General features: G+C 73.1%; 21 protein-coding genes. 17 read left to right on the plus strand and 4 right to left on the minus strand.

The genetic code is table 11. The annotated features are described in order from the left end of the window. The first annotated feature begins 149 nt into the window (after positions 1-149). Positions 150-1,901: an amidohydrolase gene (locus AB0O29_RS24040; RefSeq protein ID WP_365154549.1), complete on the plus strand. Its 1,752-nt coding sequence runs from the start codon at positions 150-152 to the stop codon at positions 1,899-1,901. A gap of 178 nt (positions 1,902-2,079) precedes the next feature. Beyond that, the gene (locus AB0O29_RS24045; RefSeq protein ID WP_365154552.1) at positions 2,080-3,609 is read left to right on the plus strand and encodes a UDP-N-acetylglucosamine 1-carboxyvinyltransferase; all 1,530 of its coding nucleotides are present in this window, start codon (positions 2,080-2,082) and stop codon (positions 3,607-3,609) included. A gap of 76 nt (positions 3,610-3,685) precedes the next feature. On the opposite strand, the gene AB0O29_RS24050 is transcribed toward AB0O29_RS24045, so the two are convergent. After that, a complete protein-coding gene (locus AB0O29_RS24050; RefSeq protein ID WP_365154555.1) occupies positions 3,686-4,543 on the minus strand; it encodes an SUMF1/EgtB/PvdO family nonheme iron enzyme in 858 nt (285 codons plus the stop codon). Between the two features lie 69 nt (positions 4,544-4,612). After that, a complete protein-coding gene (locus AB0O29_RS24055; RefSeq protein ID WP_365154558.1) occupies positions 4,613-5,392 on the minus strand; it encodes an aminotransferase class IV family protein in 780 nt (259 codons plus the stop codon). A 190-nt stretch (positions 5,393-5,582) separates the two neighbouring features. Between AB0O29_RS24055 and AB0O29_RS24060 the strand changes: the two genes are divergently transcribed. The 3 genes from AB0O29_RS24060 (at position 5,583) to AB0O29_RS24070 (ending at position 7,200) form a co-directional block, all read left to right on the plus strand. Next, positions 5,583-5,762, plus strand: coding sequence for a hypothetical protein (locus tag AB0O29_RS24060; protein WP_365154561.1), 180 nt, complete (start codon positions 5,583-5,585; stop codon positions 5,760-5,762). Positions 5,763-5,839: 77 nt separating this feature from the next. Further along, positions 5,840-6,421 (plus strand): hypothetical protein, encoded by a 582-nt coding sequence (locus AB0O29_RS24065; protein ID WP_365154563.1) that lies wholly within the window; start codon positions 5,840-5,842, stop codon positions 6,419-6,421. A 2-nt stretch (positions 6,422-6,423) separates the two neighbouring features. Next, positions 6,424-7,200, plus strand: coding sequence for a phytanoyl-CoA dioxygenase family protein (locus AB0O29_RS24070; protein WP_365154566.1), 777 nt, complete (start codon positions 6,424-6,426; stop codon positions 7,198-7,200). A gap of 7 nt (positions 7,201-7,207) precedes the next feature. Here the strand turns inward: AB0O29_RS24070 and AB0O29_RS24075 are convergent, their stop codons facing one another. Beyond that, entirely contained in the window at positions 7,208-8,098 is an 891-nt protein-coding gene (locus tag AB0O29_RS24075; RefSeq protein ID WP_365154568.1) for a phosphotransferase, read from the minus strand. 267 nt (positions 8,099-8,365) lie between these two features. Between AB0O29_RS24075 and AB0O29_RS24080 the strand changes: the two genes are divergently transcribed. The 3 genes from AB0O29_RS24080 to AB0O29_RS24090 are packed head-to-tail and all read left to right on the plus strand — an operon-like array spanning position 8,366 to position 12,191. Then, positions 8,366-9,751: a 3'-5' exonuclease gene (locus AB0O29_RS24080; RefSeq protein WP_365154570.1), complete on the plus strand. Its 1,386-nt coding sequence runs from the start codon at positions 8,366-8,368 to the stop codon at positions 9,749-9,751. Beyond that, positions 9,748-10,467, plus strand: coding sequence for a DarT ssDNA thymidine ADP-ribosyltransferase family protein (locus AB0O29_RS24085; protein WP_365154573.1), 720 nt, complete (start codon positions 9,748-9,750; stop codon positions 10,465-10,467). Before AB0O29_RS24080 ends, AB0O29_RS24085 begins: the two co-directional genes overlap by 4 nt. A 23-nt stretch (positions 10,468-10,490) precedes the next feature. Next, on the plus strand, positions 10,491-12,191 hold the full coding sequence (locus AB0O29_RS24090) for an ADP-ribosylglycohydrolase family protein (RefSeq protein WP_365154576.1): 1,701 nt from the start codon (positions 10,491-10,493) through the stop codon (positions 12,189-12,191). Positions 12,192-12,221: 30 nt separating this feature from the next. On the opposite strand, the gene AB0O29_RS24095 is transcribed toward AB0O29_RS24090, so the two are convergent. After that, a complete protein-coding gene (locus AB0O29_RS24095; protein ID WP_365154579.1) occupies positions 12,222-13,322 on the minus strand; it encodes a helix-turn-helix transcriptional regulator in 1,101 nt (366 codons plus the stop codon). 202 nt (positions 13,323-13,524) lie between these two features. On the opposite strand from AB0O29_RS24095, the gene AB0O29_RS24100 reads away from it, so the two are divergent. From AB0O29_RS24100 to AB0O29_RS24140, 9 genes are all read left to right on the plus strand, one after another. Next, positions 13,525-13,746 carry a hypothetical protein gene (locus tag AB0O29_RS24100; RefSeq protein ID WP_365154582.1) on the plus strand — a complete coding sequence of 74 codons (222 nt, stop codon included), beginning with the start codon at positions 13,525-13,527 and terminating at the stop codon, positions 13,744-13,746. Positions 13,747-14,057: 311 nt separating this feature from the next. Continuing rightward, positions 14,058-15,704: a hypothetical protein gene (locus AB0O29_RS24105; protein WP_365154585.1), complete on the plus strand. Its 1,647-nt coding sequence runs from the start codon at positions 14,058-14,060 to the stop codon at positions 15,702-15,704. Then, on the plus strand, positions 15,701-16,879 hold the full coding sequence (locus AB0O29_RS24110; RefSeq protein ID WP_365154588.1) for a Gfo/Idh/MocA family oxidoreductase: 1,179 nt from the start codon (positions 15,701-15,703) through the stop codon (positions 16,877-16,879). Before AB0O29_RS24105 ends, AB0O29_RS24110 begins: the two co-directional genes overlap by 4 nt. After that, positions 16,876-18,141: a radical SAM protein gene (locus tag AB0O29_RS24115; RefSeq protein ID WP_365154590.1), complete on the plus strand. Its 1,266-nt coding sequence runs from the start codon at positions 16,876-16,878 to the stop codon at positions 18,139-18,141. The genes AB0O29_RS24110 and AB0O29_RS24115 overlap by 4 nt, the downstream gene beginning before the upstream one ends. 67 nt (positions 18,142-18,208) lie before the next feature. Further along, the gene (locus tag AB0O29_RS24120; RefSeq protein WP_365154593.1) at positions 18,209-19,819 is read left to right on the plus strand and encodes a radical SAM protein; all 1,611 of its coding nucleotides are present in this window, start codon (positions 18,209-18,211) and stop codon (positions 19,817-19,819) included. A gap of 52 nt (positions 19,820-19,871) precedes the next feature. Next, positions 19,872-20,699, plus strand: a complete 828-nt coding sequence (locus tag AB0O29_RS24125) for a phosphotransferase (RefSeq protein ID WP_365154596.1) — start codon at positions 19,872-19,874, stop codon at positions 20,697-20,699. A 44-nt stretch (positions 20,700-20,743) separates the two neighbouring features. Further along, positions 20,744-21,817: a Gfo/Idh/MocA family oxidoreductase gene (locus AB0O29_RS24130; protein ID WP_365154598.1), complete on the plus strand. Its 1,074-nt coding sequence runs from the start codon at positions 20,744-20,746 to the stop codon at positions 21,815-21,817. An 11-nt stretch (positions 21,818-21,828) separates the two neighbouring features. Further along, complete coding sequence (locus tag AB0O29_RS24135) at positions 21,829-23,034, plus strand: cytochrome P450 (protein WP_365154601.1); 1,206 nt, start codon at positions 21,829-21,831, stop codon at positions 23,032-23,034. 100 nt (positions 23,035-23,134) lie between these two features. Then, complete coding sequence (locus AB0O29_RS24140) at positions 23,135-24,052, plus strand: class I SAM-dependent methyltransferase (protein ID WP_365154604.1); 918 nt, start codon at positions 23,135-23,137, stop codon at positions 24,050-24,052. Positions 24,053-24,342: the final 290 nt, after the last annotated feature.

The following is a 24,342-nucleotide window of genomic DNA, read 5'->3' on the forward strand; positions in this document are numbered from 1 at the left end:
GCGGGGGATCCGGGGGAGGAGGCGCTGGCCCCGGCGACCACGTACGCGGCCGTGTTGGGCACCGTCCCGAGGGCCGTGGCCAGGAGGAAGGGGAGACTCCGGCGGCCTCCGCGCGCGGCGCGGCCGCCCTGGTGGTGCACGGCGCGCGGGTGTTCACGGGTACGCCGGGCGGCGCGCCGGCGACGGCCGTGGCGGTCGGCCGCGACGGGCGGATCCTCGCCGTCGGCGGGGACGCGGAGGTGCGCCGGCTGGCCGGGCGGGACACCGAGGTGGTCGACGGGCGCGGCGCCACCCTGATGAGCGGGATCCACGACGGGCACGTCCACCCGCTGGGCGCGGGCGACCGGTCGCTGCGGCCCTCGCTGGAGGGTGCGGAGACCACGGCCGCCGAGCTGACGGAGATCCTCACGGGCTTCCTCGCCGACACCGGCGGCGCCGGGGCGGAGCCCGACACCTGGCTGGTGGTGGAGGACTGGAACCCGGTCGGGCTGCTGCCCACCGGCACCCTGCCGCACCACGCGCTGCTGGACGCGCTGCCGACCCGGCGGCCGGTGGTGCTGGTCGGCGGCGACGGGCACAACCTCTGGGCCAGCCGGCGGGCGCTGGACATCGCGGGCATCACGGCCGCCACGCCCGATCCGGCGGGCGGCAAGATCGTCAAGGGTGCGGACGGGCAGCCGACCGGCGTGCTGAAGGACGACGCCCAGGACCTGGTGAAGCGGCACGTCCCGGAGCCCACCCGGGCCGAGCTGGTCGAGGCCTGCGCCAAGGTGCTGGCCCAGGCGGCCGCGTCCGGGGTGACGACGATGATGGACGCCCTGGTCGGGCGGCACGAACTGGAGCTCTACCAGGCGCTCTCGGCGGCCGGCCGGCTGCCGCAGCGGATCGTTCCGGCGATCCGGCTGGACGTGGAGCAGACGAAGGACCCGGAGGCCTCCATGGCCTACGCGCGGGGGCTGGAGCGGGAGTTCCGCGGGGTGGCCGGGCTGCGCTTCGGCACGGTGAAGGTGTTCCTGGACGGGGTCATCGAGTACCCGGCGCAGACGGCGGCGCTGCTGGACCCCTACCTCGACGGTCAGGGCCGGCCCACCGGCAACCGGGGCGAGCTGTACACCTCGGCCGCCGACTACGGGCGGCTGACCGCCGCGTTCAACGGGATCGGCTGGCAGATGCACGCGCACGGCCTGGGTGACCGGGCGGTCCGCACCGCGCTGGACGGGTACGAGGCCGCCCTGCGGACCACGGGCCGGCGCGACCTGCGCAACACGGTCGCGCACCTGCAGCTGGTGGACCCGGCCGACCTGCCGCGGTTCGCCCGGCTCGGGGTGGCCGCCTGCATGCAGCTCCAGTGGGCCACCGCCGACACCTGGACGATGGAGGCGCTGCTGCCGTACATCGGACCGGAGCGGCACCGGCGGATGTACCCGGCGCGCAGCCTGGAGCGGGCCGGCGCCCGGCTGACGGGCGGCTCGGACTGGCCGGTGGACGCCCTCCAGGTGTGGAACCAGCTCCGTACGGCGATCGACCGCCAGGGGGCGTACGGCGCGGGCGCGCTGCACCCGGAGCTGGAGGCGCTGAGCCGGACGTCCACGCTGCGCATGCACACCCTGGGCACGGCCTGGCAGCTGCGCCAGGACGGGCTGACGGGGACGGTGGAGCGGGGCAAGGCGGCGGACCTGGTGCTGCTGGACCGGGATGTGACGCGCTGCCCGGTGGCCGACATCAGCGGGACCGGGGTGCGGATGACGCTGGTCGGCGGGCGCGTGGTGCACGACGGCGACTCGGCCGCGGGCCGCGCGGCCTCGGCCGGCCTGGCGCGCGGGGCGGCGGCCCCGCGCCCGGCCGCGTACGCCGCCGTCCACGGCGGCCGCCACCGGGCCTGCGGCTGCACGGGGCACTGAGACCCGTCCGCCCGGGGCGGGGGGCGCGGGGCGGGGGCGCGGGGCGGGGGCGTCACGCCCCCGCCCCGGGGGGCGAGCTGACGACCGGTAAGCCCGATATACCCGGGAATACCGCTGGATTCACCCATCCGCGCCGCCCGATGCGATCACCATCTCATATCTGAGATACCGTGCAGCCATGGCAGACGACTACCTCGTACGCATCGGCAAGCTCATCCGTGACGCCCGGCAGCACCGGGGCTGGACCCAGACGCAGCTCGCCGAGGCACTCGGCACCAGCCAGAGCGCGGTGAACCGCATCGAGCGCGGCAACCAGAACATCAGCCTTGAGATGATCGCCCGAATCGGTGAAGCGCTCGACAGCGAAATCGTCTCCCTGGGCTACGCCGGCCCGATGCACCTGCGCGTGGTCGGCGGCCGCCGCCTGTCCGGTGCTATCGACGTCAAGACGAGCAAGAACGCCTGTGTCGCCCTGCTGTGCGCCTCGCTGCTCAACAAGGGCCGTACGGTACTGCGCCGGGTGGCGCGCATCGAGGAGGTCTACCGCCTCCTGGAGGTCCTCAACTCCATCGGCGTCCGCACCCGCTGGATCAACGACGGCGTGGACCTGGAGCTGATCCCGCCGGCCGTCCTCGACATGGACGCCATCGACGCGGAGGCGGCCGTCCGCACCCGCAGCATCATCATGTTCCTCGGCCCGCTGCTCCACCGGATGGAGCACTTCCGCCTGCCCTACGCCGGCGGCTGCGACCTCGGCACCCGCACCATCGAGCCGCACATGATCGCCCTGCGCCGCTTCGGCCTGGACATCACCGCGACCGAGGGCATCTACCACGCGAAGGTCGAGCCGGGCGTCTCCCCCGACCGCCCGATCGTCCTGACCGAGCGCGGGGACACGGTCACCGAGAACGCCCTGCTGGCCGCGGCCCGCCACGACGGCGTGACCGTCATCCGCAACGCCTCGTCCAACTACATGGTCCAGGACCTGTGCTTCTTCCTGGAGGCGCTGGGCGTCAAGGTCGAGGGCATCGGCACCACCACCCTCACGGTCCACGGCGTCCCGAACATCGACGTGGACGTGGACTACTCCCCCTCCGAGGACCCGGTCGAGGCGATGAGCCTGCTGGCCGCCGCGGTGGTCACGGAGTCCGAACTCACCATCCGCCGGGTGCCGATCGAGTTCATGGAGATCGAGCTGGCGGTCCTGGAGGAGATGGGCCTGGACCACGACCGCTCCGCGGAGTACGTCGCCGACAACGGCCGCACCCGCCTGGTCGACCTCACGGTCCGCCCCTCCAAGCTCGAAGCCCCGATCGACAAGATCCACCCGATGCCCTTCCCCGGGCTCAACATCGACAACGTCCCCTTCTTCGCCGCCATCGCCGCGGTGGCCCAGGGCCAGACCCTGATCCACGACTGGGTGTACGACAACCGCGCCATCTACCTGACGGACCTCAACCGCCTGGGCGGCCGCCTCCAGCTCCTGGACCCCCACCGCGTCCTGGTCGAGGGCCCCACCCGCTGGCGCGCGGCGGAGATGATGTGCCCGCCGGCCCTGCGCCCGGCGGTGGTCGTCCTGCTGGCGATGATGGCGGCGGAGGGCACGTCGGTGCTCCGCAACGTCTACGTCATCAACCGCGGCTACGAGGAACTGGCGGAACGCCTCAACTCGGTGGGCGCGCAGATCGAGATCTTCCGCGACATCTAGGCTCCCGGCCCCGACCCACACCGCGAAGCCCCCGCCCCGGCACCCGGGCGACGGCGGGGGCTTCCCGGTTTCCGGATCAAAAGGGCCCGGCGACACAGCGGAAGCCGGTGTCCTCGTCACACATGCCGGTGGAGGCGTCGTTGAAGGACGCGGGTGCCGCACGGACGAAGGGGCTGGTGAACGCGCTCCCCTTCAGCTCCCGGCGCCCCGGTGCGGACTCGGTGGCACACCACTCCCACACGTTGCCGCACAGGTCATAGGCCCCGAAGGGGCTTGCGCCGCTCTGGTAGCGGCTGACGGAGGTAGTGTGCCCGATACCCGAGTCGGCGACGTTGCACTTCGCCGCGGTGGGGCTGTTGCCCCAGGGGTAGACGTTGCCCTTCGTCCCCCGGGCGGCCTTCTCCCACTGGGCACTGCTGGGGAGCGCCTTGCCGGCCCACGCGGCGTAGGCGGCGGCATCGCGCCACGTCACCCACACCACCGGGTGGTCGAAGAGACTCTCCGGATACCGAGTCCCCTGCCAGTGCTGCGGCGGCGGATACCCGGTGGCGGACACGAAGCGGAAGTAGTCGGCGTTCGTGGTGGGGAACACGTCCAGGTGGAACGCCGAGAGCCACGCCGTCCCGCCTGAGTCACCCCGCAGGAAGAGGCCCTCCGGCACCTCCACCATCAGTTTCCCGTCGACCGGGTGCCGCACGAACCGGAGCGGATCGGCGGCCAGCAGTATCTCCGCACGCCGGTCCTCGGCCGCAGCGGCCCGCTCCGTGATCAGGACCGCGAACCTCTCCTGCGCCTCCGTACCCGCGCAGGACAACGCGGTGTCGAGCGCGGCCTGGTTGGAGGGTCGCGGGGCGATGGCGATCCCGGCCGCCTCCCAGTGCGACACCATGCGGTCGCTGACCCCGATGTGGACGGCGAACCTGCGGACGGTCATCCGCAGGGCCGTGCGTAAGGCCCTCGTCTCTCTCCCCGTCCATCGCACCACCCCCATGTCGTAGCCTGGCTAGACGAGTTCGCCCGGAGCCGCCAGGTATCCCTCGCGCAGGGCGGCCAGGACCGGATGGCCGGCCGGGAACGGCGTGGAGTCGATGGCGCTGACGGCGCGCACGCCGATGCTCGTGTTGGTGGCGAACACGGCCTGCATTCCGTGCGCCGCCTCCCGCGTGACGTGTGTGACCGAGTGCTGGTGCTGCTGCTGGAGGAGCGCCATGGTGACTCCGGGCAGGACTTCCGCCTTCGGCCAGATCACGGATCCCTCGGTGTCGATGAAGCCGACGTTCCAGGTGCCGCCTTCGGAGATCAGGTCATCCGGCCCGTAGAACAACGCGTCGTCGAATCCGTCCAACTGGGCTGCCCGGCGGGCATGGAGGGCGCCGAAGAGACCGATGTGCTTCACAGCCGGGACGTCGCGCACGTACGGAACGGCCTTGACCTTCATGGGTGGCATCTGGAGCTGACCCGTCGGGCGGCTGGTCACCAGGACATGAGGGGTGGCGGGCGACGAGGGGTGGCCCATGTCCAGGGCCGGATCGAAGATGCTGATCCGGACGACGAACGAACCGTCACGGCCGGCGACCGCCCGGCGTACGTAGTCACGGACGCGGTCCATGTCGAGTTCGGCGGCGAAGACGGCGCGGCAGTCACGGCGCAGCCGCTCCAGGTGCAGGGACAGCCCCCGCACCCGCTGGTCATCGACACGCATCGACGTGAAGTGCCCGTAGTTGACCAGCGCCAGGGCCTTCACGGCCTCAAGATCGGCGGGGGCTCCATTGAGTTCCATCATGCCGGCCAGTCTGGCAGTCGGGGCCGATCGGGTGACCGAGAGAGGCCGACCCGAGCCGCGTAACTTCAGCAGGACTTCATTCCCCAGGTGGTCCGTACGGCCGTTGACTCGTCACTGCACCCGGAGCGACGAGTGCCGGGAACCCGCTTCCCGGCGACCCCACCGAACGACGAACGAGAGGATGCACACCATGCGCGGTCACGTTCCGTCCAATGAAGTCACGGCCGAGGGATACGCGCCGATCTACCACCAGACCAAGCAGCGGATGGCCGACGTCTTCGGCGTCCGCGACGACCGGCACTGGCCGTCCGGCGAGGAGACGTGCTCCGACTGCTACAGCGTCACGCCGGCGATCAGCGCCACCGCGTAAGACCGCCCCGCACCAAGTGAACCGGGGCCGGGTGCCGCACGCGGTGCCCGGCCCCCCACAGGAGACGGAGAGTCCACGTGGACAAGATCAAGCTGGTGGCCGAACCGGGGGCGGTCCTCGACAAGTGCCTGGCGGCCGTGCCCGACATGGACGACGGCCTGCGTGAGCGCCTGCGCATGCTGGAGGAGTACGACATGGGGTTCCTGCTGCTGGGCATGAGCCCGCGCAGGCTCCTGCGGGACGGCCGCCTGTTCGACAACGAGCAGGTTCTCCCGCTGCTGCTGTGGTTCGGCCAGTGGGACGGTCACTGTCGCCACTGGGCCGCCGAGGTCATGAAGCAGTGGCTCGTGTTCAACCGGTCGGAGGGCACCTTCGAGGGCGTGGACGACGAGAAGGCCGTCGCGTTCCGGGACTACTTCTTCCACAAGTACGCGATCCCGCTGATCGAGGAGTTCCGTCAGTACGTGGCGCTGACGATGCTCTACCCGAAGGAGCACAACGCCCCCTCGGGCCCGGTCGACATGGTGTGGCACTCGTTCATCCTCAACACCGAGCCGTACCGGGAGTTCGGCCGACGGATCTGGGTGGGCGCCGAGCACATGGCCCCCGAGGTCCCGGAAGAGGACTACGCCGACGTCCCCGTGCCCGCCGGCCGGTAGCGGTGGACAGGCCGCATGACCTCGCGGGAGCGACCGAGGCGTTCCACCGGGACGGATTCGTGATCCTGCCGTCCGCCTTGCCCCCGGCTGCGGCCGAACACCTGCGGGTCCTGGTCGAGCAACACTTTCAGGACCCGCAGGTCCACGCCGCCGATCCGGAACGTGACCTCGTGCGCGGCGACGTCAGCCTGATGCGCATGTTCGAGCATGACCAGGCGTTCCGCGACGTGATCACCGCAGAGCCTCTGGCGACCCTGGTCGAATCGATCCTGGGCCCGGACTGTCATGTGATCTCCCAGAACGCACTCCGCATCCCGCCGGGCGGGGGGATCGCCAACTGGCACATCGACGACACCCTCTTCTTCCCCTTCCTGGACGGGGCCGGGGCGCCTCGGGAGAACATCCCCTGCTTCGCCCTCAACATGATGGTCGCGCTCAGCGGCATCGAGCACGAGCAATACGGCCCGACGCAGGTCGTCCCCCGAAGCCACCTGTCCGGCCGACGGCCGCCCTACAGTCCCGACCTCCCCGGCGAGCCGAGATCCCTGCTCGCACGAGCCGGCGACGTCTACCTGGTCAACAGCCAGACGTGGCACCGTGGCGCGCCCAACCGGTCCGGCCGCACGCGGTACGTACTGACCACCGCGTACGGCCGCAGGTTCATCAGCCAGCGCTTCTACCCCTTCATCGGGTACCGGCTTCCGGAGGGTGTACTCGAAGGGGCTTCCAACCGCCTGGCCCGCTTCCTCGGCCAGCACGGCAAAGGCCCCTACGGGTAAGGACCCGTCACTCCCACCCGGTCCGGTACCGCAGCCACGTACGCGCGGCCTCAGCGGACCGGGCCTGGTGGGCCCGGAGGAAGGGAACCCCGGGAGGAGCGGACCGGCGAGAGGACTTCTCCCAGTACCCGCAGAGGCCGGCGGCGAACGCGGTCAACACCTGAGGATCCTCGGGCTGCGGGAGACGGGCCACCGCGGTCTCAGCCTCGGCAGCGGTGTGACCGTCGAGAATCAGGTAGGGCACCAGCACGGCCGGGTCGATCCACGCCGCACCCTGGTTCTGATAGGACCAGTCGATGATGACGACGGTCCCGTCCTCACGGCGCAGCATGTTGTCCGGGCGCAGATCCCAGTGCAGCAGCGTGTTCCCGCCGGCGGCCTGCCGCCAGCCCTGCTCGATCGCCGCGAGGGCCTCCAGGTGCCGCGCTGCCCAGGGGTCGAGGTCATCCGGAATCTGCGCGGACAGAGTCGACCAACCGGTGAGCCACCGTCCCACCAGCTCCGCGATGGGCTTAGCGCCGTCCAGCGGCGAGGGCGTCAGCAGCTTCGCGGCCTGCTCGACGGCCGCCAGCGTCATCTCCGTGTCCGCAGACCCGGGGGACAGCACGGGCACCGTTCCGGGGATGTCCTCAAGACACAGCCACCACCAGCCAACCGACTCGGCAGGGCCGGCCGACCACAGCACACGCGGCCCGACGCCGTCAGGGAGTACGGAGGTCACGGCCACCTCGTCCCCGTACTGTGAGGCGAACGGGTGCTCGGCATCCATGCCCTTGAGGAAGACCCGCCGCCCGTCGTCCAGACACAGCCGAGACGCGACGCCAGGGGTGAATCCGCCCCCGCACGGAATCGCCTCGACAACACGTGCAGCGAGCCGGCTCTCCACGTACGTGCGCACGTCGTGGTGGAGAGAACCCCACTCGGGCCGGACGGACGTTACGGCCATGCGCTGCTCCCGGAACTCGGAGAACGGTTTGGCCCGTACGGTAGCGCGTCCCCGCACCGTGGCACCCCACGGTTGTCAGCGACGCTCCCGCCACCGATCCAGTGATCCGAGAGAAACGTCCTGGGCGGGGTCCTTGGCGTAAAGACATGTAGATCATCCGGGGGAACAGGCATCCTTCACAGGGGCTCTGACGGAGTCTCATACGTGAAGGGGTGGGGGATGGGGCTTCCGGAGCCGGTGGGGCGGCAGTCAGACGTGGCGTACCTGCCTGCGGCGGGCCATCATGTGGTTCTCGGTACGGCGGGGACCGGCAAGACCGTGATGGCCATGCTGCGGGCGTTGTACCTGTCGGATCCGGGAGTCTCGGGATCCGGCAGGACCCTGCTCGTGACCTACAACAACGCTCTCGTCTCCTACCTCAGACACCTCTCCGGTAAAGCCGACCGGCTCGACATCAGCACTTACGCCCGTTTCGCGCGCAACTTCCTGCATCGCCGCGGCGGGATGAGGGATCAGCCGATCGCCTCGTCCCCCGTGCGTCGGCGGCTGATCCAGTCCGCGCTCAGGGCCGTGGCTTCGAGGTACGGCCCGCACAAGCTCTTCGAGCGGGATCCCGGATGGTTCGAGGACGAGATCGCCTGGATCTCCGGCATGGGCCTGCGCACCTGGGAGGCGTACGAGGCCGTTGACCGGCTGGGCCGCCGGACGGCCCTCGGCGTCCCGCTGCGCAGGCTCGTCTGGGAGGTCGCGGAGGAGTACCGGCTGCACCGGACGGCAGCAGGTCTGTCGTACGACTGGCACGACATGGCCGCCTCCGTGCGCGACCACCAGGCCAGGGATCGCGGGCCGCGGACGTACCGGCACGTGATCATCGATGAGGGCCAGGACCTCTCGCCGGAGGAGATCCGGTCGCTCGCCGAGGTCGTCGACCCCGAGGGCTCCGTCACCTTCTTCGGCGACTACGCCCAGCAGATCTACGGGCAGGGGATGTCGTGGCGGGCCTGCGGGCTGAAGGTGGCCCGCGTCGAGATGTTCAAGGACAACTACCGCAATTCAACGGCCATCGCCGAGTTCGCCATCGCCCTGAGCCGGTTGCCCTTCTTCGGCCGCACCGACGAGCTCGTACCACCGGTCGCGCCCCTCTCCAGGGGCTCTCTGCCCACACTGGTCGCATGCGTCGACCGCGCGCAGGAGGCAGCGGTGATCCGGTCGACCGCCCGGCAGCTGGGCCAAGTGGGAACGGTCGTCGTACTGGGCCGCACCTGGGCCGATGTGGACGAGGCATGCGCGGGCCTGACGGTCCAGCGAATCGAGAGGGGCCGGCAGTTCAGCTGGGATTACGCACCAGGGGTGTACGGCACCACATATCACTCGGCGAAGGGCCTCGAGTTCGACACGGTCCTGATGCCCTTCTGCTCCGAAGACACCCTGCCGCTCCCCGAGGTGGTCAGGGCCCTGGGCGTGGACGACGCCGCCGAGCGGGAGTCGAAGCTCCTCTACGTCGGCATCACGCGCGCCAAGTCGGATCTCGTCATCACCTACAGCGGAACGAGGACGCACCTGCTGCCCGGCGGCGACGGCCTGTACGCGGAGGTGCGGCCGTGACCCGTACCAGCGGCCTCACCCCGGCCGAAGCGCTGCGCCGGAGCGGAGCCACCCGGCTCGCCCACTTCACCCCCGCGCGCAGCTTCCCGCACATCCTGCGCGACGGGGCGATCCGCAGCAGCAAGGACCTCGCGGAGGCGGCGCCCGAGCAGTTCACCCCCACCGATCGCGAGCGGTTCGACAGGCAGCCCGACAAGGTCTGCTGCACCTTCCAGTTCCCCAACGGCTACTACCTGGCACAGGCTCGGCGGAAGCCCGACCACCAGAACTACCGCGACTGGATCTGCCTGTTCCTGGACGTGGAGCTGGTCCTGCGCGAAGGCACGCTCTTCGCGCCGTGCAATGCGGCGGAACAGAACGGCGCCCGGCTGCGCCCCGGCCCCGACGCACTGCTGGAACTGTTCGCCACGACGAGCGACGGCTGGCCACGTGGAGCAGGCCACCTCCAGGGGGCCGCCACCAACTTGCAGGCGGAGGTGCTGGTACCGGGCCCGATCGAACTCGGGCACGTGGTGGCCGTCGCCATGCCCAGCCACGAGGCGGTGGCCAACGAGCTGGCCCGGCTCCGCGTCCTCAAGGCGGAAGTACCGCCTCTGACATGGCTCGTGGAGCCGGTGCTGTTTGATAGGAGCCGACTGAGCAGCCGCGTGCGCAACGGGCCTCCCCTCGCCGAGGCCGTCTGGGTGCCGCCGCAGAGTGATGGGACGACCCGGTGACCGGACAGAGGCCGGCAGATCTGTTGAACCGTACCCGCGGCCTGCTGTTCGGGGCGGCCGTCGGTGATGCCCTGGGTTGGCCGCAGGAGCAGCGCAGCGGCATCGTCGGAGGGCACGCCTCGCGGAACACGGCCCCGGCTCTCGCCTTCCGCCCGTGGCTCCGCCGGGCCGGCGGCCCGTACACCCGCTACCGGGACCCGGTCGCGGCGGGCGAGTACAGCGACGACACCCAGCTGCTGCTCGCCACGGCGCGCGCCTGTCTACGCGGTGACGACTGGCAGGCCTGGCTCACGGAGGTCGAACTCCCGGCATGGCCGCTCTACCAGCGTGGTGGCGGTCGGGCCGTGCTGAGCGCGTGCCGTGGCTGGCAGGCCGGCGCCCGCCCTTGGGAAGGCCGAGGCAAGAAGACGGAGGCCTACTTCAACGCCGGCGCCAACGGTGTCGCCATGAGGATCGCCCCCCACTGCGTCCGCACGCTGACCGACTCCTCTCCCGAACGGCTGATGTCGCGCGTGGTGGCTGACGGAGTACTGACCCACGGTCATCCGCGCGCGCTGCTCGGTGCGGTGGTCTACGCCCTGGCCGTCCGGCACACGCTCCGTCGGCAGGACGCCGGCGAGTACGGGGACCTGGTGCCCGCCGTCATCGGCATGCCACAGTGGCGCGACCCCGACCTCGCGCGCGAAGCCCTCCCCGAGGGCTGGACATCCGCCTTCGCGGATGCCACCGGCGGGTCCTTCGACACGGCGTGGGCCGACACCGCCCGGGAGATGGACGGGTTGCTCGCGACGGCCCGGTCGTCGTTGGAGCGGGCCGCCCTCGCGGACGACGCCCGGACGCTCGGGGCACTCGGCTGCTTCGACAGGGAGCGCAACGGCGCGGGAACCGTCTCGGCGGCCGCCGCCTGCTACCTGGCGGCGCGTTCCTCCGTACGTCCGGCCATGGGTCTGCTCAGGGCCGCCTTCCTGGACCGCGCCGACACCGACACGCTCGCCTCGATGACCGCCGCGCTGCTCGGCGCCCTGCACGGCACGGACTGGATCGCCCCGCTCATGCGCGAGGTCCAGGACGACGCCTACCTCTCACGCACCGCCGCCGCGCTGGTCGAACCGCTCCCTGACTCGGACGCGACCGGGGGGAAGCGCCCTGAAGTGGGACAGCCCCAATGGCTCAGCTCCCTCGCGGAGAACGGGAGCACGGACCGGTTCGTCGACGGCCGCGCCGTGACACAGGTGCGGCAGTACCGCCTGGACGGCGAGAGCCAGGACGTCACGCGCTTCGCGCTGACCCTGGACGACGGCCAGTCGCTGTACGTGGACCGTGCGGTGAGGCGGGGAGGGCCTCCGGAGCCGGTACGGCGGGAGCCGCCCACCACCACCGCGGCGGTGACCCGTATGGCCGTCCACGTGCGCAGCCTGGCGGAGACCCGGAACTTCTACGGCGAGGTGCTCGGGCTTCCCGTGCAGGACCGGGGCACCGTGCTCTATGTGACGCCCTGGCTGGCCCTGTTGGAGACGTCCGTCCCACTGGACACTCCGACGTCGGGACCGTTGCAGTTCACCGTGCAGACCTCGGACCCGGCGGGCATCAGGGCCATGGTGGAGAAGCACGACGTGCCGATCACCCCACGAGGCCCTCGCGACGTCCCGGGCTCCCTGCGGGTGACCGACCCGGACGGACACGAGGTCCTGGTGTGGCCGGTGGACGGGCGTCCCCTCGCGTAGCACCGCGCGGGTACGTCCACCGGGACCCCGTCACTCCCCGGGCAGCGGCGGGGTCCCGGTGTCGGCCGGGGTGTCGAACAGGCCCGTGCGGGTGGCGATGACCGCTGCCTGGAAGCGGCTCTCCGCGCCCAGGCGTTCCAGGATGTCCGCCACGCGGCGGCGGACCGTGCGCAGGGACAGGCCCAGGCGGCGGGCGATCGTCTCGTCCTTGAGGCCGTCGGCCAGGAGGCTGAGCAGGGTGGTGTCGATGTCGCGGGCGGCCTCTTCGAGGGCCTCGGCGCCGAGGGTGGTGGTGTCGACGAAGGCGGTGGCGTGGGTCCAGGCCTGTTCGAAGATGCCGCGCAGGTAGGCGATGAGGTGGGGTTCGCGGACGACGACCGCGCCCCAGGTGACGGTGTCGGCCGGCAGGAAGGCGACGGTGTCGTCGAAGACGATGAGGCGGCCGAAGAGTTCGTGGGCCGTGCGGTACTCGCCGCCCAGGGCGGTGGCGGCCGCGACGTAGGCCTGGGTGGGGCCGTGGAAGCGGACCGCGTGCTGCTGGAGGGTGCGCATCCGGATGCCGCGTTCGAGCAGGGCGCGGTCGCGGACGAGGGCGGGTTCGAGGTTCTCCGGGTTGCGCGAGACGTCCCCCGGCTGGCAGGCGATGACCTCGTCGCGGCACCGGTCGGCCTCCTGCTGGAGGAGGGCCTGGACCGCGGTGATGTCGGGGAGCAGCCTGACCGCGTCCGGCTCGGCGCCGTGGACGCCGGGGTGGGTGAGGCGGGTGAAGCGCTGGATGTCCTCGCGCAGGACGGCCAGGCGCTGCTGGTGGGTGGCGGTCTCGGCGGCGATGCGGGCCTCGACCTCGGCCGTGAGGTCCGCCAGGGCCGCCTGCGGGGACAGGGCGGTGCCCCGGCACGGGTCGGCGGGGTCGCGGTGGACCAGGTGCCGTTCGGTCAGCCGGGCCAGTGCGGCCTCGGCCTCCTCGGAGCGGATGCCGAGGTCACCGGCGAGGGCGGCGGGGGCCGTTCGGCCGTGCGCGCGGACGTGGTCGTACACCCGCCAGTCCGCCGTCGCGCCGAGACGGGCCGCCGCGAGCCGGTCGGGCTCGCCGGTGCCCGGATACAGCGCCGCCGTGTCCGCTGATGTCACACCTGGACCGTTCAGTATGTCCATTTCGCGCAGTTCCTCCCCCTGTCACCTGCTCATCTGTCACTTTAATGACAGCCGGCACGGCTGGTCCTCGAGGGACACACCAGAAACAATCCTGACAACGGAGCAGTAACGGCGCCTCCGCCCCACAGGGCCCCCGCCGTTCGAGCCTGTTCCCTTCCCATGAACTGAAGGACTCGCCGTGAACCGTCTTCTCCGCACCGCATTCGGCGCCGTCGTGACCGTGACCGCCGTGTGCGCCCTCTCGGCCCCCGCCGTCGCCGCCGGGCAGGCCGCCTCCGCTCCCTCGGCCGCGTCCTCCACCCGCGTCCAGGCGTCCGGCACCGTCGACATCACCAACACCTCGTGGGGCAACTGCCGACCCTCCCCCACCCACGACTGCAGGCCGTCCTCCCCCCGCTAGCCGCACCGCCCCCAGCCGGGGCGCGGGCCCCACGGGGCCGACACGAGCGTGATCGCACGAGGGGCGCGGCGGTCGCCCAGAAGAAACACCCGGACGGCGCGGCGGACTGCCGCGCCCCGGAGAAGCCGTCCGCGCCAGGCCGTGACGTACCGGCCCGCGATCAGTGGCGTGCCCTTCCCGGCACCGACCGGCCACTCCCCTGACGAATCACCGTGCGCGCTGGGCGCGCCCGTTCGTCATGCCCGATCCGAGGAGTCCGTTTTGACTGTTATGCCATCCACGCCGCCCGCCGGACCGAGGGGGCCGGCGCGGTGACCGTCGACGTCGAAACGACCACCGCCCGGGGTGGACTGGGCGACAGCGGCTGGGAGTTCGCCTCCCTCCGGCTGATCGAGGCGCTGACCGGACCGGCTTCGCCCGACGAGGTGCGCGACGCCGTCTCCGAGGCCGTCGCCCCGCACCCCGTCACGGCGTGGCACACGCAGGAGGGCCCGGACGGCGCACCCCGCGCCGTCGGCATCCGCGTCGCGGGACACCACGTGCGCCTGGTCTGGGAACCGGCGGCGCCCGCCCGGCACCGCACCCTGGACCCCGTCGTACCGGAGCCCGCGCTCTGGCGCACGGCGGTACTGGCCGACGTGCCCGAGGGCGACCGGCTGCCCGACCCCGTACGGGAGATCGTCGAGGCCGTAAGGGAACGGGCCGACCGGCTCACGCACGCCGAGGTCGACGCCCTCTGGTCGGCCATGCCCCTGCTGCGCCACTTCGCGGACCGGGGGGCCGAGATCGGCGACTGGGCCCTCGTCTTCCGCGACCACTACGTGGAGAACAGCGTCGGCTTCCTCCTCGCGGCCGAGCGCGCGGGCATCCCGCGCGAGTGGATCTACGCGCTGGCCAAGGGCGACCGCACGGCCGGACGGCACCGGGTGCACGCCTGGTTCCGCGCCCGGGGGTACCGCAGCGACGTGCTGGACAACTCCGTCATCGACGGGACCGCCCCCGGCCAGGAGGTCGCGGCCGCCCGGCTCGTGGCCGCCGACGTCGACCGGTTCATCGACGCCGCCCACCGCGCCGGCCGGCGGGTGCTGGTCATCGACGACGGCGGGCTGCTGGCCCGCGGTCCCGGCAGCGCCCGGCTGGTGAGCGAGCCCGTGGACGCCGTGGTCGAGCTCACCGTCAGCGGGCTCAAGCGGATCGGGAGCGGGCCGCCGCCCGCCGTGCCCGTCTTCAACGTCGCCCGCTCGCAGCTCAAGAGCCTGCTGTCGTACGAGGAGATCGCCGACTCCTGCCTGCGGCGGCTGCGCGAGCTGGTGCCGGGCCGGAAGTTCATCGGCCGCCGCGTCGTCGCCGTCGGCTTCGGCACCCTGGGCGCCCGGCTCGCCCGCCGGCTGCGCTCCCTCGGCTGCCGGGTCACCGTGGTCGACCAGGACACCCTGGCCCTGATCCAGGCCGCCGAGCAGGGCTTCGAGACCGAGCCCACCCTGAACGCCGCGCTGCGCCGCTGCTCCCCCTTCCTGGTGACGGGCAGCACGGGCGAGCCCCTGCTGCGCGCCGAGGACCTGCCGCTGCTGCCGGACGGGGTGCTCCTGGCCGGCTTCGCCACCAAGGACTTCAGCCTGCTGAGCACCGGCGGCGCGGGCCTGCCCGAGTCCACCCTGACCGGCGTCGGCGCCCGCTACCGGCTGCCCGGCGGCGGCCTGGCCACCCTGCTGGGCGACGGCCGCTCGCTCAACCTCTTCGAGTACGAGGGCATCCCCAACTCCGGCTACGACGCCTACCGGGCCGGCACCCTGATCGCCGTCCGCGAGCTGTGCCGCCGGGCCGACGCGCTCGCCCCGGGCGTACACGTGCACGAGGTCGACGAGGCCGTCCGGGAGGCGGGCCTGTTCGAGACGTACTACGAGACGTACGTGGCCGACGCGCCCCCCGGCGACGCGCAGCGGCGGGCCCGCCCGTGAAGGGGGCCGGCCCGAACGGGGCCGCGCACGCCTGCGTCATCGGGTACGGCAGCGTGGGGCGGCTGCACGCCGGGGTGCTCACCCGGATGGGGCTGCGGGTCAGCGTCCTGGACCCGGCGCCCCTGCGGGCCCCCGCCCCGGCGATGGACTGGTGGCGCGGGTTCGCCGAGGTCCCCGACGTCCGTGACATCGATGTCTGGGTGGTGTGCACCCCGACCCACACCCACCTGCCCGTGGTGGCCTCCGTGCTGGCCCTGGACGCCGCCGCGCGGATCGTGGTGGAGAAGCCCGCCTGCCGCGCGGCGGAGGCCGGGGCCCTGGCCGAGCTGCTGGCCACCCTGCCGGCGGCCCGGGTGGTGGTGATGAACCAGTACCGGGACTCCGCCGTCCTGGCCGCGATGGCGCGCCTGGTCGCCCGCGAGGCGCCGGGCGAGCCCGTCCGGGCGCTGCGCGTGGCCTTCACCAAGGACCGCAGGCCCGACGTGGCCCGGGGCCGCTTCGTCGACCGGGACCACGGGGTCTTCGGCTACGAGTGGCTCCACATGCTGGCCGCCCTCGGACACTTCCTGCCCGAGCCCGTCTACGACGCCTACCTGCGCGGCCCCGTGGCCCCGGGCGCGCTGCGCACCGCGTACGAGCCCGCGCTCGCCCTGGCCGCCGCCCACGAGCGCACCACCGTGCGCGGGGTGGCCGTGGAGCTGTTCTCCACGGTGGCGGGCGAGGGCGCCGAGGCCGCGCTGCCCCGCCCCGCCTGGACCCGGGACTACCCGAAGGCGACGGGCGAACGCCAGCGCCTGGTCCGGGTGGAGACGGCCACCTCCCGGTTCACCGCCGAGCTGGAGCCGCTCGGCGGCCCCCGGCCCGGGCAGGTCCGCCGGGACGTGCACCGCATCACGGTGCGCACCCCGCACGGGGACCGCCGCCTGGAGGTCGCCGACCCGCTCATCGACAACGCCTGGACCGGCCTGCTCGCCTCCCTGTCGGCCGTCGGCTGCCCGCCGCCCGACCTGCGCCCGCTGCGCCGGATCGCCTCCCTGGTCGGCGCCGTCCGGCCGCGGACCGCCGACGCGGCCCGGGGCGGTGCCGAGCGGCTCGGGCGCCCGGCCGGCGCGGGCCGCACCGCGCCCCGTACCGCCGCCGGGTCCGTCTTCTCGCCCCGACAGGAGTCCGCATGACCCACGTGTGTTTCGTCGTCGCCCAGGACGAGTTCGAGCGCCACTTCCTCCAGCAGCCGCTGGACGTCCTGAACGCCGCGGCGGTCCTCCAGGGGGACGGGACGACGGTGAGCCTGTGGGACCGGCGGCTCGACGGGCTCCCGGCTCCCGGGAGCGCCCCCGACCTGGTGGTCGTGGTGACCGCCGTGGCCGACCGGGCCCAGTGCTACCCGCTGGACCTCGGACGGGTGAAGGAGGCCGTGGAGGCGGTGCGCGGACTGTGGCCGGGCGTGCCCGTGCTCGCCGTCGGACCGCACCCCACCCACCTGCCGGAGGCGACCCTCCGCGAGCTGGGCGTCGACCACGTCGCCCGGGGCGAGGCCGACTCCGCCGCCGTCCAGGCGGTGCGCGACATCCTGCGCCGGCGCGCCCTGACCCCCGTCCTGCCCCCGGCCGGCAGCTACCCGGACCTGCCCTCCGACGGATGGCCGCTGCCGGCGTACGGGCTGACGGACCCCCTGGCGTACACCGCCGAGGTGGTGGTGGACGGGCGGACCCGCCGGGCGCCCTGCGGACTGGTGATGGGCGTGCGCGGCTGCAGCTACGGCTGCTCCTTCTGCCACCTGCCCTTCGGCTCCCGGATGCGGGACCGCCCGGCCGCGCAGACGCTGGCCGAGACCGCCGCCCTCCAGGCGCGCGGCACCGAGTCGGTGTTCTTCCTCGACTACGTCTTCGGGCTGCACCGGACCTTCTACGACGACCTGTGCGACGGCCTGGCCGGCTCGGGCCTGGAGTGGACGGGCCAGACCCGCGCGGAGGTGGTGCTGCGCACCGACGTCCGGCGCTGGGCGGACGCCGGCTGCCGGGGCATGTGGCTGGGCGCGGAGTCCCCCGGGGTCGCCGACGCCGGGGTGGGCAAGCGGGTGCCGCCGGAGAAGGTCTCCGAGGCGATCCGCAAACTGGCGGACGCCGGCATCAAGCCCTTCGCCTTCGTCCTGCTGGGGCTGCCCGACGATCCGGCCTGCGCCGGCGGGGAGCTCGTGGACTGGGCGGCCTCGCTCCCCGCCGACTTCGGGCTCAACCAGCTCGTCCTGCGCCCGGGGACCACGCTCTACGACCGGCTCGCCCCCCGCTACAACGGCGGCCTGACGCCCGCCTCGTGGGCCGAGGCCGCCGAGGTCACCCGGCGCTACCGGGAGGCCTACCCGGCCGACCTGGACGACCAGTGGGACCGGCTGACCGCCCTGCCCAACTACCTGGGCAACGCCATGGCGGCCGCGTGAGGCCCGCCGCCGGGGCGCCCGCCGGCGCCGCGCCCGTATCCGTTTTCACCGAGGGGAAGGACAGCCCGTGCGCGCCCTGCTGATGTGCGGTCTGGGACCGAGCTACGTCAATCTCGACTACCTGCGGGGGTCGCTGTTCGACACGAGCGGCGCCGGCCGTGACGCCCGTACGCGGGCCATGCTGGACCGCGCGGGCTGCCCGGACCTGGACTTCTCCGAGTTCACCTACAACGACGGCGGCGAGCGGCGGATGCTGTGCCGCCCCCGGACCACGACCGTCCCGCACCTGACCACCTTCACGCTGGAGGCGATCCTCCAGGACGCGGAGCAGGACTACGCCCTGATGGACCTGGCCGGGGTGTACTCGGGCAGGGCCGAACTCCCCGCGGGCGACTTCGACGTGGTCCTGCTGTCCACCACGTACATGTGGAGCAAGGCCATCTTCGCGACGGTCATGGACTGGATCGCGGAGCGGCTGCCGTCGGTCCCCGTGGTCTGCGGCGGGCAGTACACCAACCTGAAGTTCCACCAGGTGATGTCGGAGTTCCCCGGGGTGACCGCGGTGGTGCGCGGGGACGGCGAGCGGGCCCTGCCGGCGGTGCTGAAGGCCGTGGGCGCGGGCCGCTCCATGGAGGAGGTCGCCGGCGCCGTGTGGCGCGACGGCGAGCGGATCCGGGTGAACCCGCTGGAGTACATGGACATCGAGGCGCAGCCCTCGCCCCGGCTCAAGGGCCGGTTCCCGATCGTCCCGTACGAGTCGATGCGCGGCTGTCCGTTCGACTGCAAGTTCTGCTCGTTCCCGGCGGCCTCGCCCAAGTGGCGCTACAAGTCGGCGGAGAAGATCAAGCAGGACTGGCTGGCCTACGTCGCCGAGAACGAGGCGCGGATGATCTCCGCGATGGACTCCACCTTCACGGTGCCGCCCACCCGGCTGCGCCGGCTGCTGGAGATCCTGCCGGACGCGGGGGTGCGCTGGGAGGGCTTCAGCCGGGCCAACACGGTCGATTCCGAGGCCCTGGTGGACGCCCTGCTGGAGGCGCACTGCTACAAGCTGCACATCGGCTTCGAGGCGATGAGCGACGAGGTCCTGAAGCTGATGAGCAAGCGGGTCACGGCGAAGCAGAACCGGCGGGCCTTCCACGCGCTGCGCAACAGCGAGCTGGGCTACGTGGTCTTCTTCATGATCGGCTACCCGGGCGAGACGCCGGAGCTGTTCGGGGAGACGCGCGACTTCCTGGTGGACGAGTACTCCGGGCACTTCATGCTCAACTTCTTCTCGATCTCCGACGAGACCATGCCGCTGTGGGAGGACCGCGAGCGGCTGCGCATCGAGATCGAGGACCCCGACGACACCCACACCTGGTGGTCGCACATCGGGATGAACAGCGACGACGCCCGCGGCCTCCAGCTGACCGCGCTCGACGACGTCCGCGAGCGCAACGACGACGCGGTGCTCCTGCTGTGGCAGCACCAGTTCGACCACTGGCTGATGCCGGAGCGCGGCCGCCTGGAGAACCTGCGGGTGGAGAAGTGCATGGAGCGCCTGGCCCTGGCGCCCCGGGTGCACCGCGACGTCGACACCGGGGCGCGCCGGATCCACGAACAGCTGCGGCTGCTGCGCGGCCTGGGCGTGGAGCCCGGAGCCGGGCGGATGGCCCTGGCGGGCGCCCGCCCGTGAGCGGCGCGGGCGGGGCGGATGGGGCGGGGACGGCACGAGGGGAGCGGGAGCGGTGAAGGACGGGGAAGAGCACGCCGGCATGTCGCGGGTGGTGCGGATCGGGGACACGGTCCGCCGCCCGGCCGGCCCGTGGACCCCGGCGGTCCAGGGGCTGCTGGGCCACTTCGAGCGCGTCGGCTTCGGCGGCGCCCCGAGGGCGCTGGGCCTGGACGAGCAGGGGCGCGAGGTCCTGGAGTACGTGGAGGGCCATGTCCCGGAGAACCCGCAGGTGGCGGAGGTGCCGGACAGTGCGGTGTTCCTGGTGGGGCGGCTGATGCGCCGGATGCACCGGGCCGCCGAGGGGTTCTCGCCGGAGCCCGCGCGCTGGGCGTTCGAGCCGGCCACCTCGGGCCCGGAGACGGTGGTCTGCCACAACGACATCGCGCCGCGCAACACCGTCTTCGTCGACGGGCGGCCGGTCGCCTTCATCGACTGGGAGGCCGCCGGGCGCGAGGTCCCGGAGTGGGATCTGGCGCAGGCCGCCTGGCAGTTCGCGCCCCTGACGGACGACGAGGGGTGCGCGGCCTTCGGCTGGCGGACCCCGCCGGACCGGGGACGGCGGCTGCGGCTGCTGGCCGACGGGTACGGGCTGCCCCCGGAGCGGCGGGCGGGGCTGGCCTCGCTCGCCGCGGCCCGGATCCGCTTCACGCTGGACCTGGTCCGGCGCAGGGCCGCGGAGGGCGAGCCCGCCTTCGCCGGGCTGGTGGAGGCGGGCGTCGACGGCTGGATCGCGCGCGACGCCCTGTGGGCCGCGGCCCACCACGACGCACTGGCGGCGGCCCTGCTCGACGGGGCCCCGTCCGCCGGGGAGTCCCCGGCGGCGGCCGGCCTCCCCGCCTGAGCGGCCCCTCCCACCCGTCCCACCCCGATCTACAGGAAGACAGGATGCTCAGATTCGGCGTCATCGGCGCAGGAGTGATCGGCGGGGTCCACGCCCGGACCCTCGCCCGGCTGCCCGGACGCGCCACCCTGGTGGCCGTCGCGGGCGCGGGCCCGGACCGGGCCCGCGCCCTGGCGGCCGAGCACGGCTGCGCGTGGTACGGGTCGGCGCGGGAGCTGCTGGCCCGCCCGGACATCGACGCGGTGTGCGTGTGCGTGCCCAGCGGGCTGCACGCCGAGATCGGCGCGGCGGCGCTGCGCGCGGGCAAGCACGTCCTCGTCGAGAAGCCGCTGGAGGTGAGCCTGGAGGCGGCCGACCGGCTGCTGGCGGCGGCCCGTTCGAGCGGGCGCACGCTGGGCGTCGTCCTCCAGCACCGGTTCGACCCCGCCGCCCGCTTCCTGCACGACTCGGTGCGCGCGGGCGCGCTGGGCACGCCGACCTCGGCACACGCGGAGGTGCCCTGGTGGCGGTCGCAGGGCTACTACGACTCCGGCCAGTGGCGCGGCACGGCCCGCCTCGACGGCGGCGGCGCCGTCATGAACCAGGGCGTCCACACCCTCGACCTGCTCCAGTGGGTCATGGGCGAGGCGGTGGAGGTCTCGGCCCACACGGCCCTGCTGGCGCACCGCGGCATCGACGTGGAGGACACGGCGGCGGCGGTGATCCGCTTCGCGGGCGGCGCGCTGGCCACCGTACTGGCGACCACGGCCGCCTACCCGGGGCGCACGGCCCGCCTGGCGGTCCACGGCGACCGGGGCTCGGCGGTGCTCGACGACGACCGCCTGGCCTGGTACCACGCCCGCGCCGCCGGTGACGCCGAGGACCCGTACGGCGCTTACGGCGCCGGCGACCAGAGCGCGGACCTGCCGATGGTCTACGACGACGAACGCGACCCCACGGGCCTGCCCGGCGCCTCGCACCGCGCCCAGCTGGCCGACTTCTGCGAGGCCGTGGAGGAGGGCCGGCCCCCCGCGGTGAGCGGGGAGGACGCACGCCGCTCCCTCGCCCTGACCCTCGCCCTGTACGCATCCGCGCGCACCGGGCGGACCGTCCGCCCGGCGGGACCCGGCGCGCCGTGAAGGAGACCCCGATGAACGACCCGGACCAGCTCGCCGAACTGCTCTACGGCGACTACTCCGAGGCGGACCCCCGCGAGGCCCTGCGGGCCATGGCGACGCTCCCGGCCATGAAGGACCCGCGCTCCGGCGCGCTGTTCGTCACCGGCTACGACCTGGTGCGCGAGCTCCTCACGCATCCGGGGCTGACCAGCTCCACCCTGCGCGACCCGCTGGCCGGCACCGGGCTGTCGGAGGAGCAGATCGCCCTGCACCGGCCGGTGCGGGACTTCGTCGCCCTGTGGCCGGTGTTCAGCTCCGGCGACTACCACCAGGACCTGCGCTCCCGCATCCGCCCGGCCCTCGACCGCGCCAACGTCGCCGCGCTCGTCAAGGAGCTGGAGGAGGACTGCCGGAGCCTGCTGCACGGACTGCGCGCGGCCGGCGGGGAGTGCGACTGGGCGGCCGCGTTCTGCCGCCCGTACTCCCTGGCCCTGCTGGCCCGGCTGTTCGGCACGAGCACCGCGCGCATGACGGACCTGGCCGAGGCCACGGACGGGCTGATGGCGTACCTGGCCAAGCCCCGCTCGTACACCGACGACGGCCTGGCGCACGAGGCCAACGCCTCCCTGGAGCGCGCCCGCGCCGGGGTCCGCGAGTACGTCCTGCACGGGGGGCAGGGCGAACTCGCGGGGATCTTGCGGGAGATGGCCGAGGACCCGGGTCTGGGGCACGACGTCGCGGTCGCGGTGACGGCGCAGATCGTCACCGGCACCCTCGACCCGCTCGCCGCGGTGCTGACCGAGGTGGTCATGCGGGGCGGCGGCGCGGAGGCCGGCTCCGGCGGCGAGGGGCGGGCGGAGTTCACCGAGGAGGTGCTCCGGATCAGCTGCCCGTTCCGCTTCGCGCCCCGGTACGCCGTCCAGGACATGGAGATCGCCGGGCACCGGGTCACCGCCGGGCAGCGGGTCATGCTGATCCTCGCGGCCGCGAACCTCGACGCCTCCGCCTTCCCCGACCCCCTCGACTGGCGGCCCGGCGCCCGCGAGGGCCTCCAGCTGGCCTTCGGCGCCGGCTCCCACTACTGCGTCGGCGCCCCCCTGGCGCGCGGGGCGACGGACGCCCTGTGCCGGGTGCTCTCGGACGACGGCATCCGCGTGGACCACGACCCGGCCACCTTCCGGCGGGCCGCGCCGATGGGCGCCGACCGCGTCCTCGGACTCCGCGTCCGCGTCCGCTAGGGCCCGTCGGCCGCCGCTTCCGGATCTCGCCCGACCCGCGCCTCAGGCGCGCGCACCCGTTCGTCCCGGGCCGTCCCGGCCCGTCGGAAGGAGTCCCCCCATGCCCCGTCCCCTCACCGCCCCGCCCGACACCCCCTGGGACACGGCCGCCGAGGCACCCCGCCCCGCCGAGGACGGCGCGGCCGGGGACGGCGGCATCGCGGGGCTCTTCGACCGCGCCGCCGCCACCTACGACCGGGTCGGCATCGACCTCCTGCCCGTCGCGGGGCGCCTGCTGGTCCGTCACGCCCGCGTCGCCGCGGGCGAACGGGTGCTGGACGCCGGCTGCGGCACCGGCGCCTGCCTGCTCCCCGCCGCCCGCGCGGTCGGCCCCCGGGGCGCGGTGGCCGGGATCGACGTGTCCCCGGCGATGACCGGCCGCACCCGGGAGCGGGCCGCCGGGCACGGACTGGACTGGGTCCGCACGTACACCGCCGACGTCGAGGACCCGCACGACGCGCTGCCCGCTCCGCCCGACGGGGGCTATGACGCCGTGACGGCCGGCATGCTGCTCAGCTTCCTGCGCCGCCCCGACGCGGCGCTGGGGCGGTTCCACGCGGCCCTGCGCCCGGGAGGCCGGCTGGCGCTCTCCTGGTGGGGCGCGGAGGCGCCCGGCTGGGACCGGGTCGTCCAGGCGACCAGGCCCTACGGCCCGGGCACGCGCGAGGAGATCGAGACCGACGTGCCCGGGCAGAGCCCTCCGCTCACCCCGGAGCGCGTCGAACGGCTCGTCTACCAGGCGGGGTTCGCCTCCGTCGAGTTGTACGAGGAGCGCCTGGAGGCCACTTTCCGGGACCCGGACCACTGGTGGGAGTGGACCTGGTCCACCGCCGCCCGGGCCTTCTGGGAGAGCGTCCCGGACGGCCGGCTGCCGGCCGCCCGCGCCGCGGCCTACCGCGCCCTGGAGGCGCTGCGGGCCCCGGACGGCAGCCTGCCCTACGTCCTCACGGCGCATTTCGCCGTCTGCCACCGCTGGTAACCGCGCGAACACCCTTCCCATATTCCCGGAAACCCGTGCCCGAAATACCGGTCACGGGATTTCCGGCGTACCCGATTTCCATGAAGGAAATCAATTCGAGATATTTTCCTGACAGGCCTTGCTCGCCCCTCCGAAAAAGCCCTACAGTTCAAATGTCCGGTCAACCGGACCGGAATATCAATGCGAAATCAATTCGCTTCCCCGTGCCCGATGCCCTGGCTCCGCCAAGGTGTTCGGCCGGTCGCCATCCCCCGGCGGCCTTCCCCGAAAAGAGTCGCGGACCTGGGTCC

The sequence above is a fragment of the Streptomyces sp. NPDC089915 genome (assembly GCF_040684675.1).
Taxonomy (GTDB): Bacteria; Actinomycetota; Actinomycetes; order Streptomycetales; family Streptomycetaceae; genus Streptomyces.

Excerpts from the sequence above, each read along its gene's own strand:
- AB0O29_RS24135 (WP_365154601.1), top strand. The coding sequence starts at position 21,829 with ATGAACGACCCGGACCAGCTCGCCGAACTGCTCTACGGCGACTACTCC.
- AB0O29_RS24060 (WP_365154561.1), top strand. The coding sequence starts at position 5,583 with ATGCGCGGTCACGTTCCGTCCAATGAAGTCACGGCCGAGGGATACGCG.
- AB0O29_RS24115 (WP_365154590.1), top strand. The coding sequence starts at position 16,876 with ATGACCCACGTGTGTTTCGTCGTCGCCCAGGACGAGTTCGAGCGCCAC.
- AB0O29_RS24050 (WP_365154555.1), bottom strand. The coding sequence starts at position 4,543 with ATGACCGTCCGCAGGTTCGCCGTCCACATCGGGGTCAGCGACCGCATG.
- AB0O29_RS24045 (WP_365154552.1), top strand. The coding sequence starts at position 2,080 with ATGGCAGACGACTACCTCGTACGCATCGGCAAGCTCATCCGTGACGCC.
- AB0O29_RS24080 (WP_365154570.1), top strand. The coding sequence starts at position 8,366 with ATGGGGCTTCCGGAGCCGGTGGGGCGGCAGTCAGACGTGGCGTACCTG.
- AB0O29_RS24055 (WP_365154558.1), bottom strand. The coding sequence starts at position 5,392 with ATGATGGAACTCAATGGAGCCCCCGCCGATCTTGAGGCCGTGAAGGCC.
- AB0O29_RS24130 (WP_365154598.1), top strand. The coding sequence starts at position 20,744 with ATGCTCAGATTCGGCGTCATCGGCGCAGGAGTGATCGGCGGGGTCCAC.
- AB0O29_RS24140 (WP_365154604.1), top strand. The coding sequence starts at position 23,135 with ATGCCCCGTCCCCTCACCGCCCCGCCCGACACCCCCTGGGACACGGCC.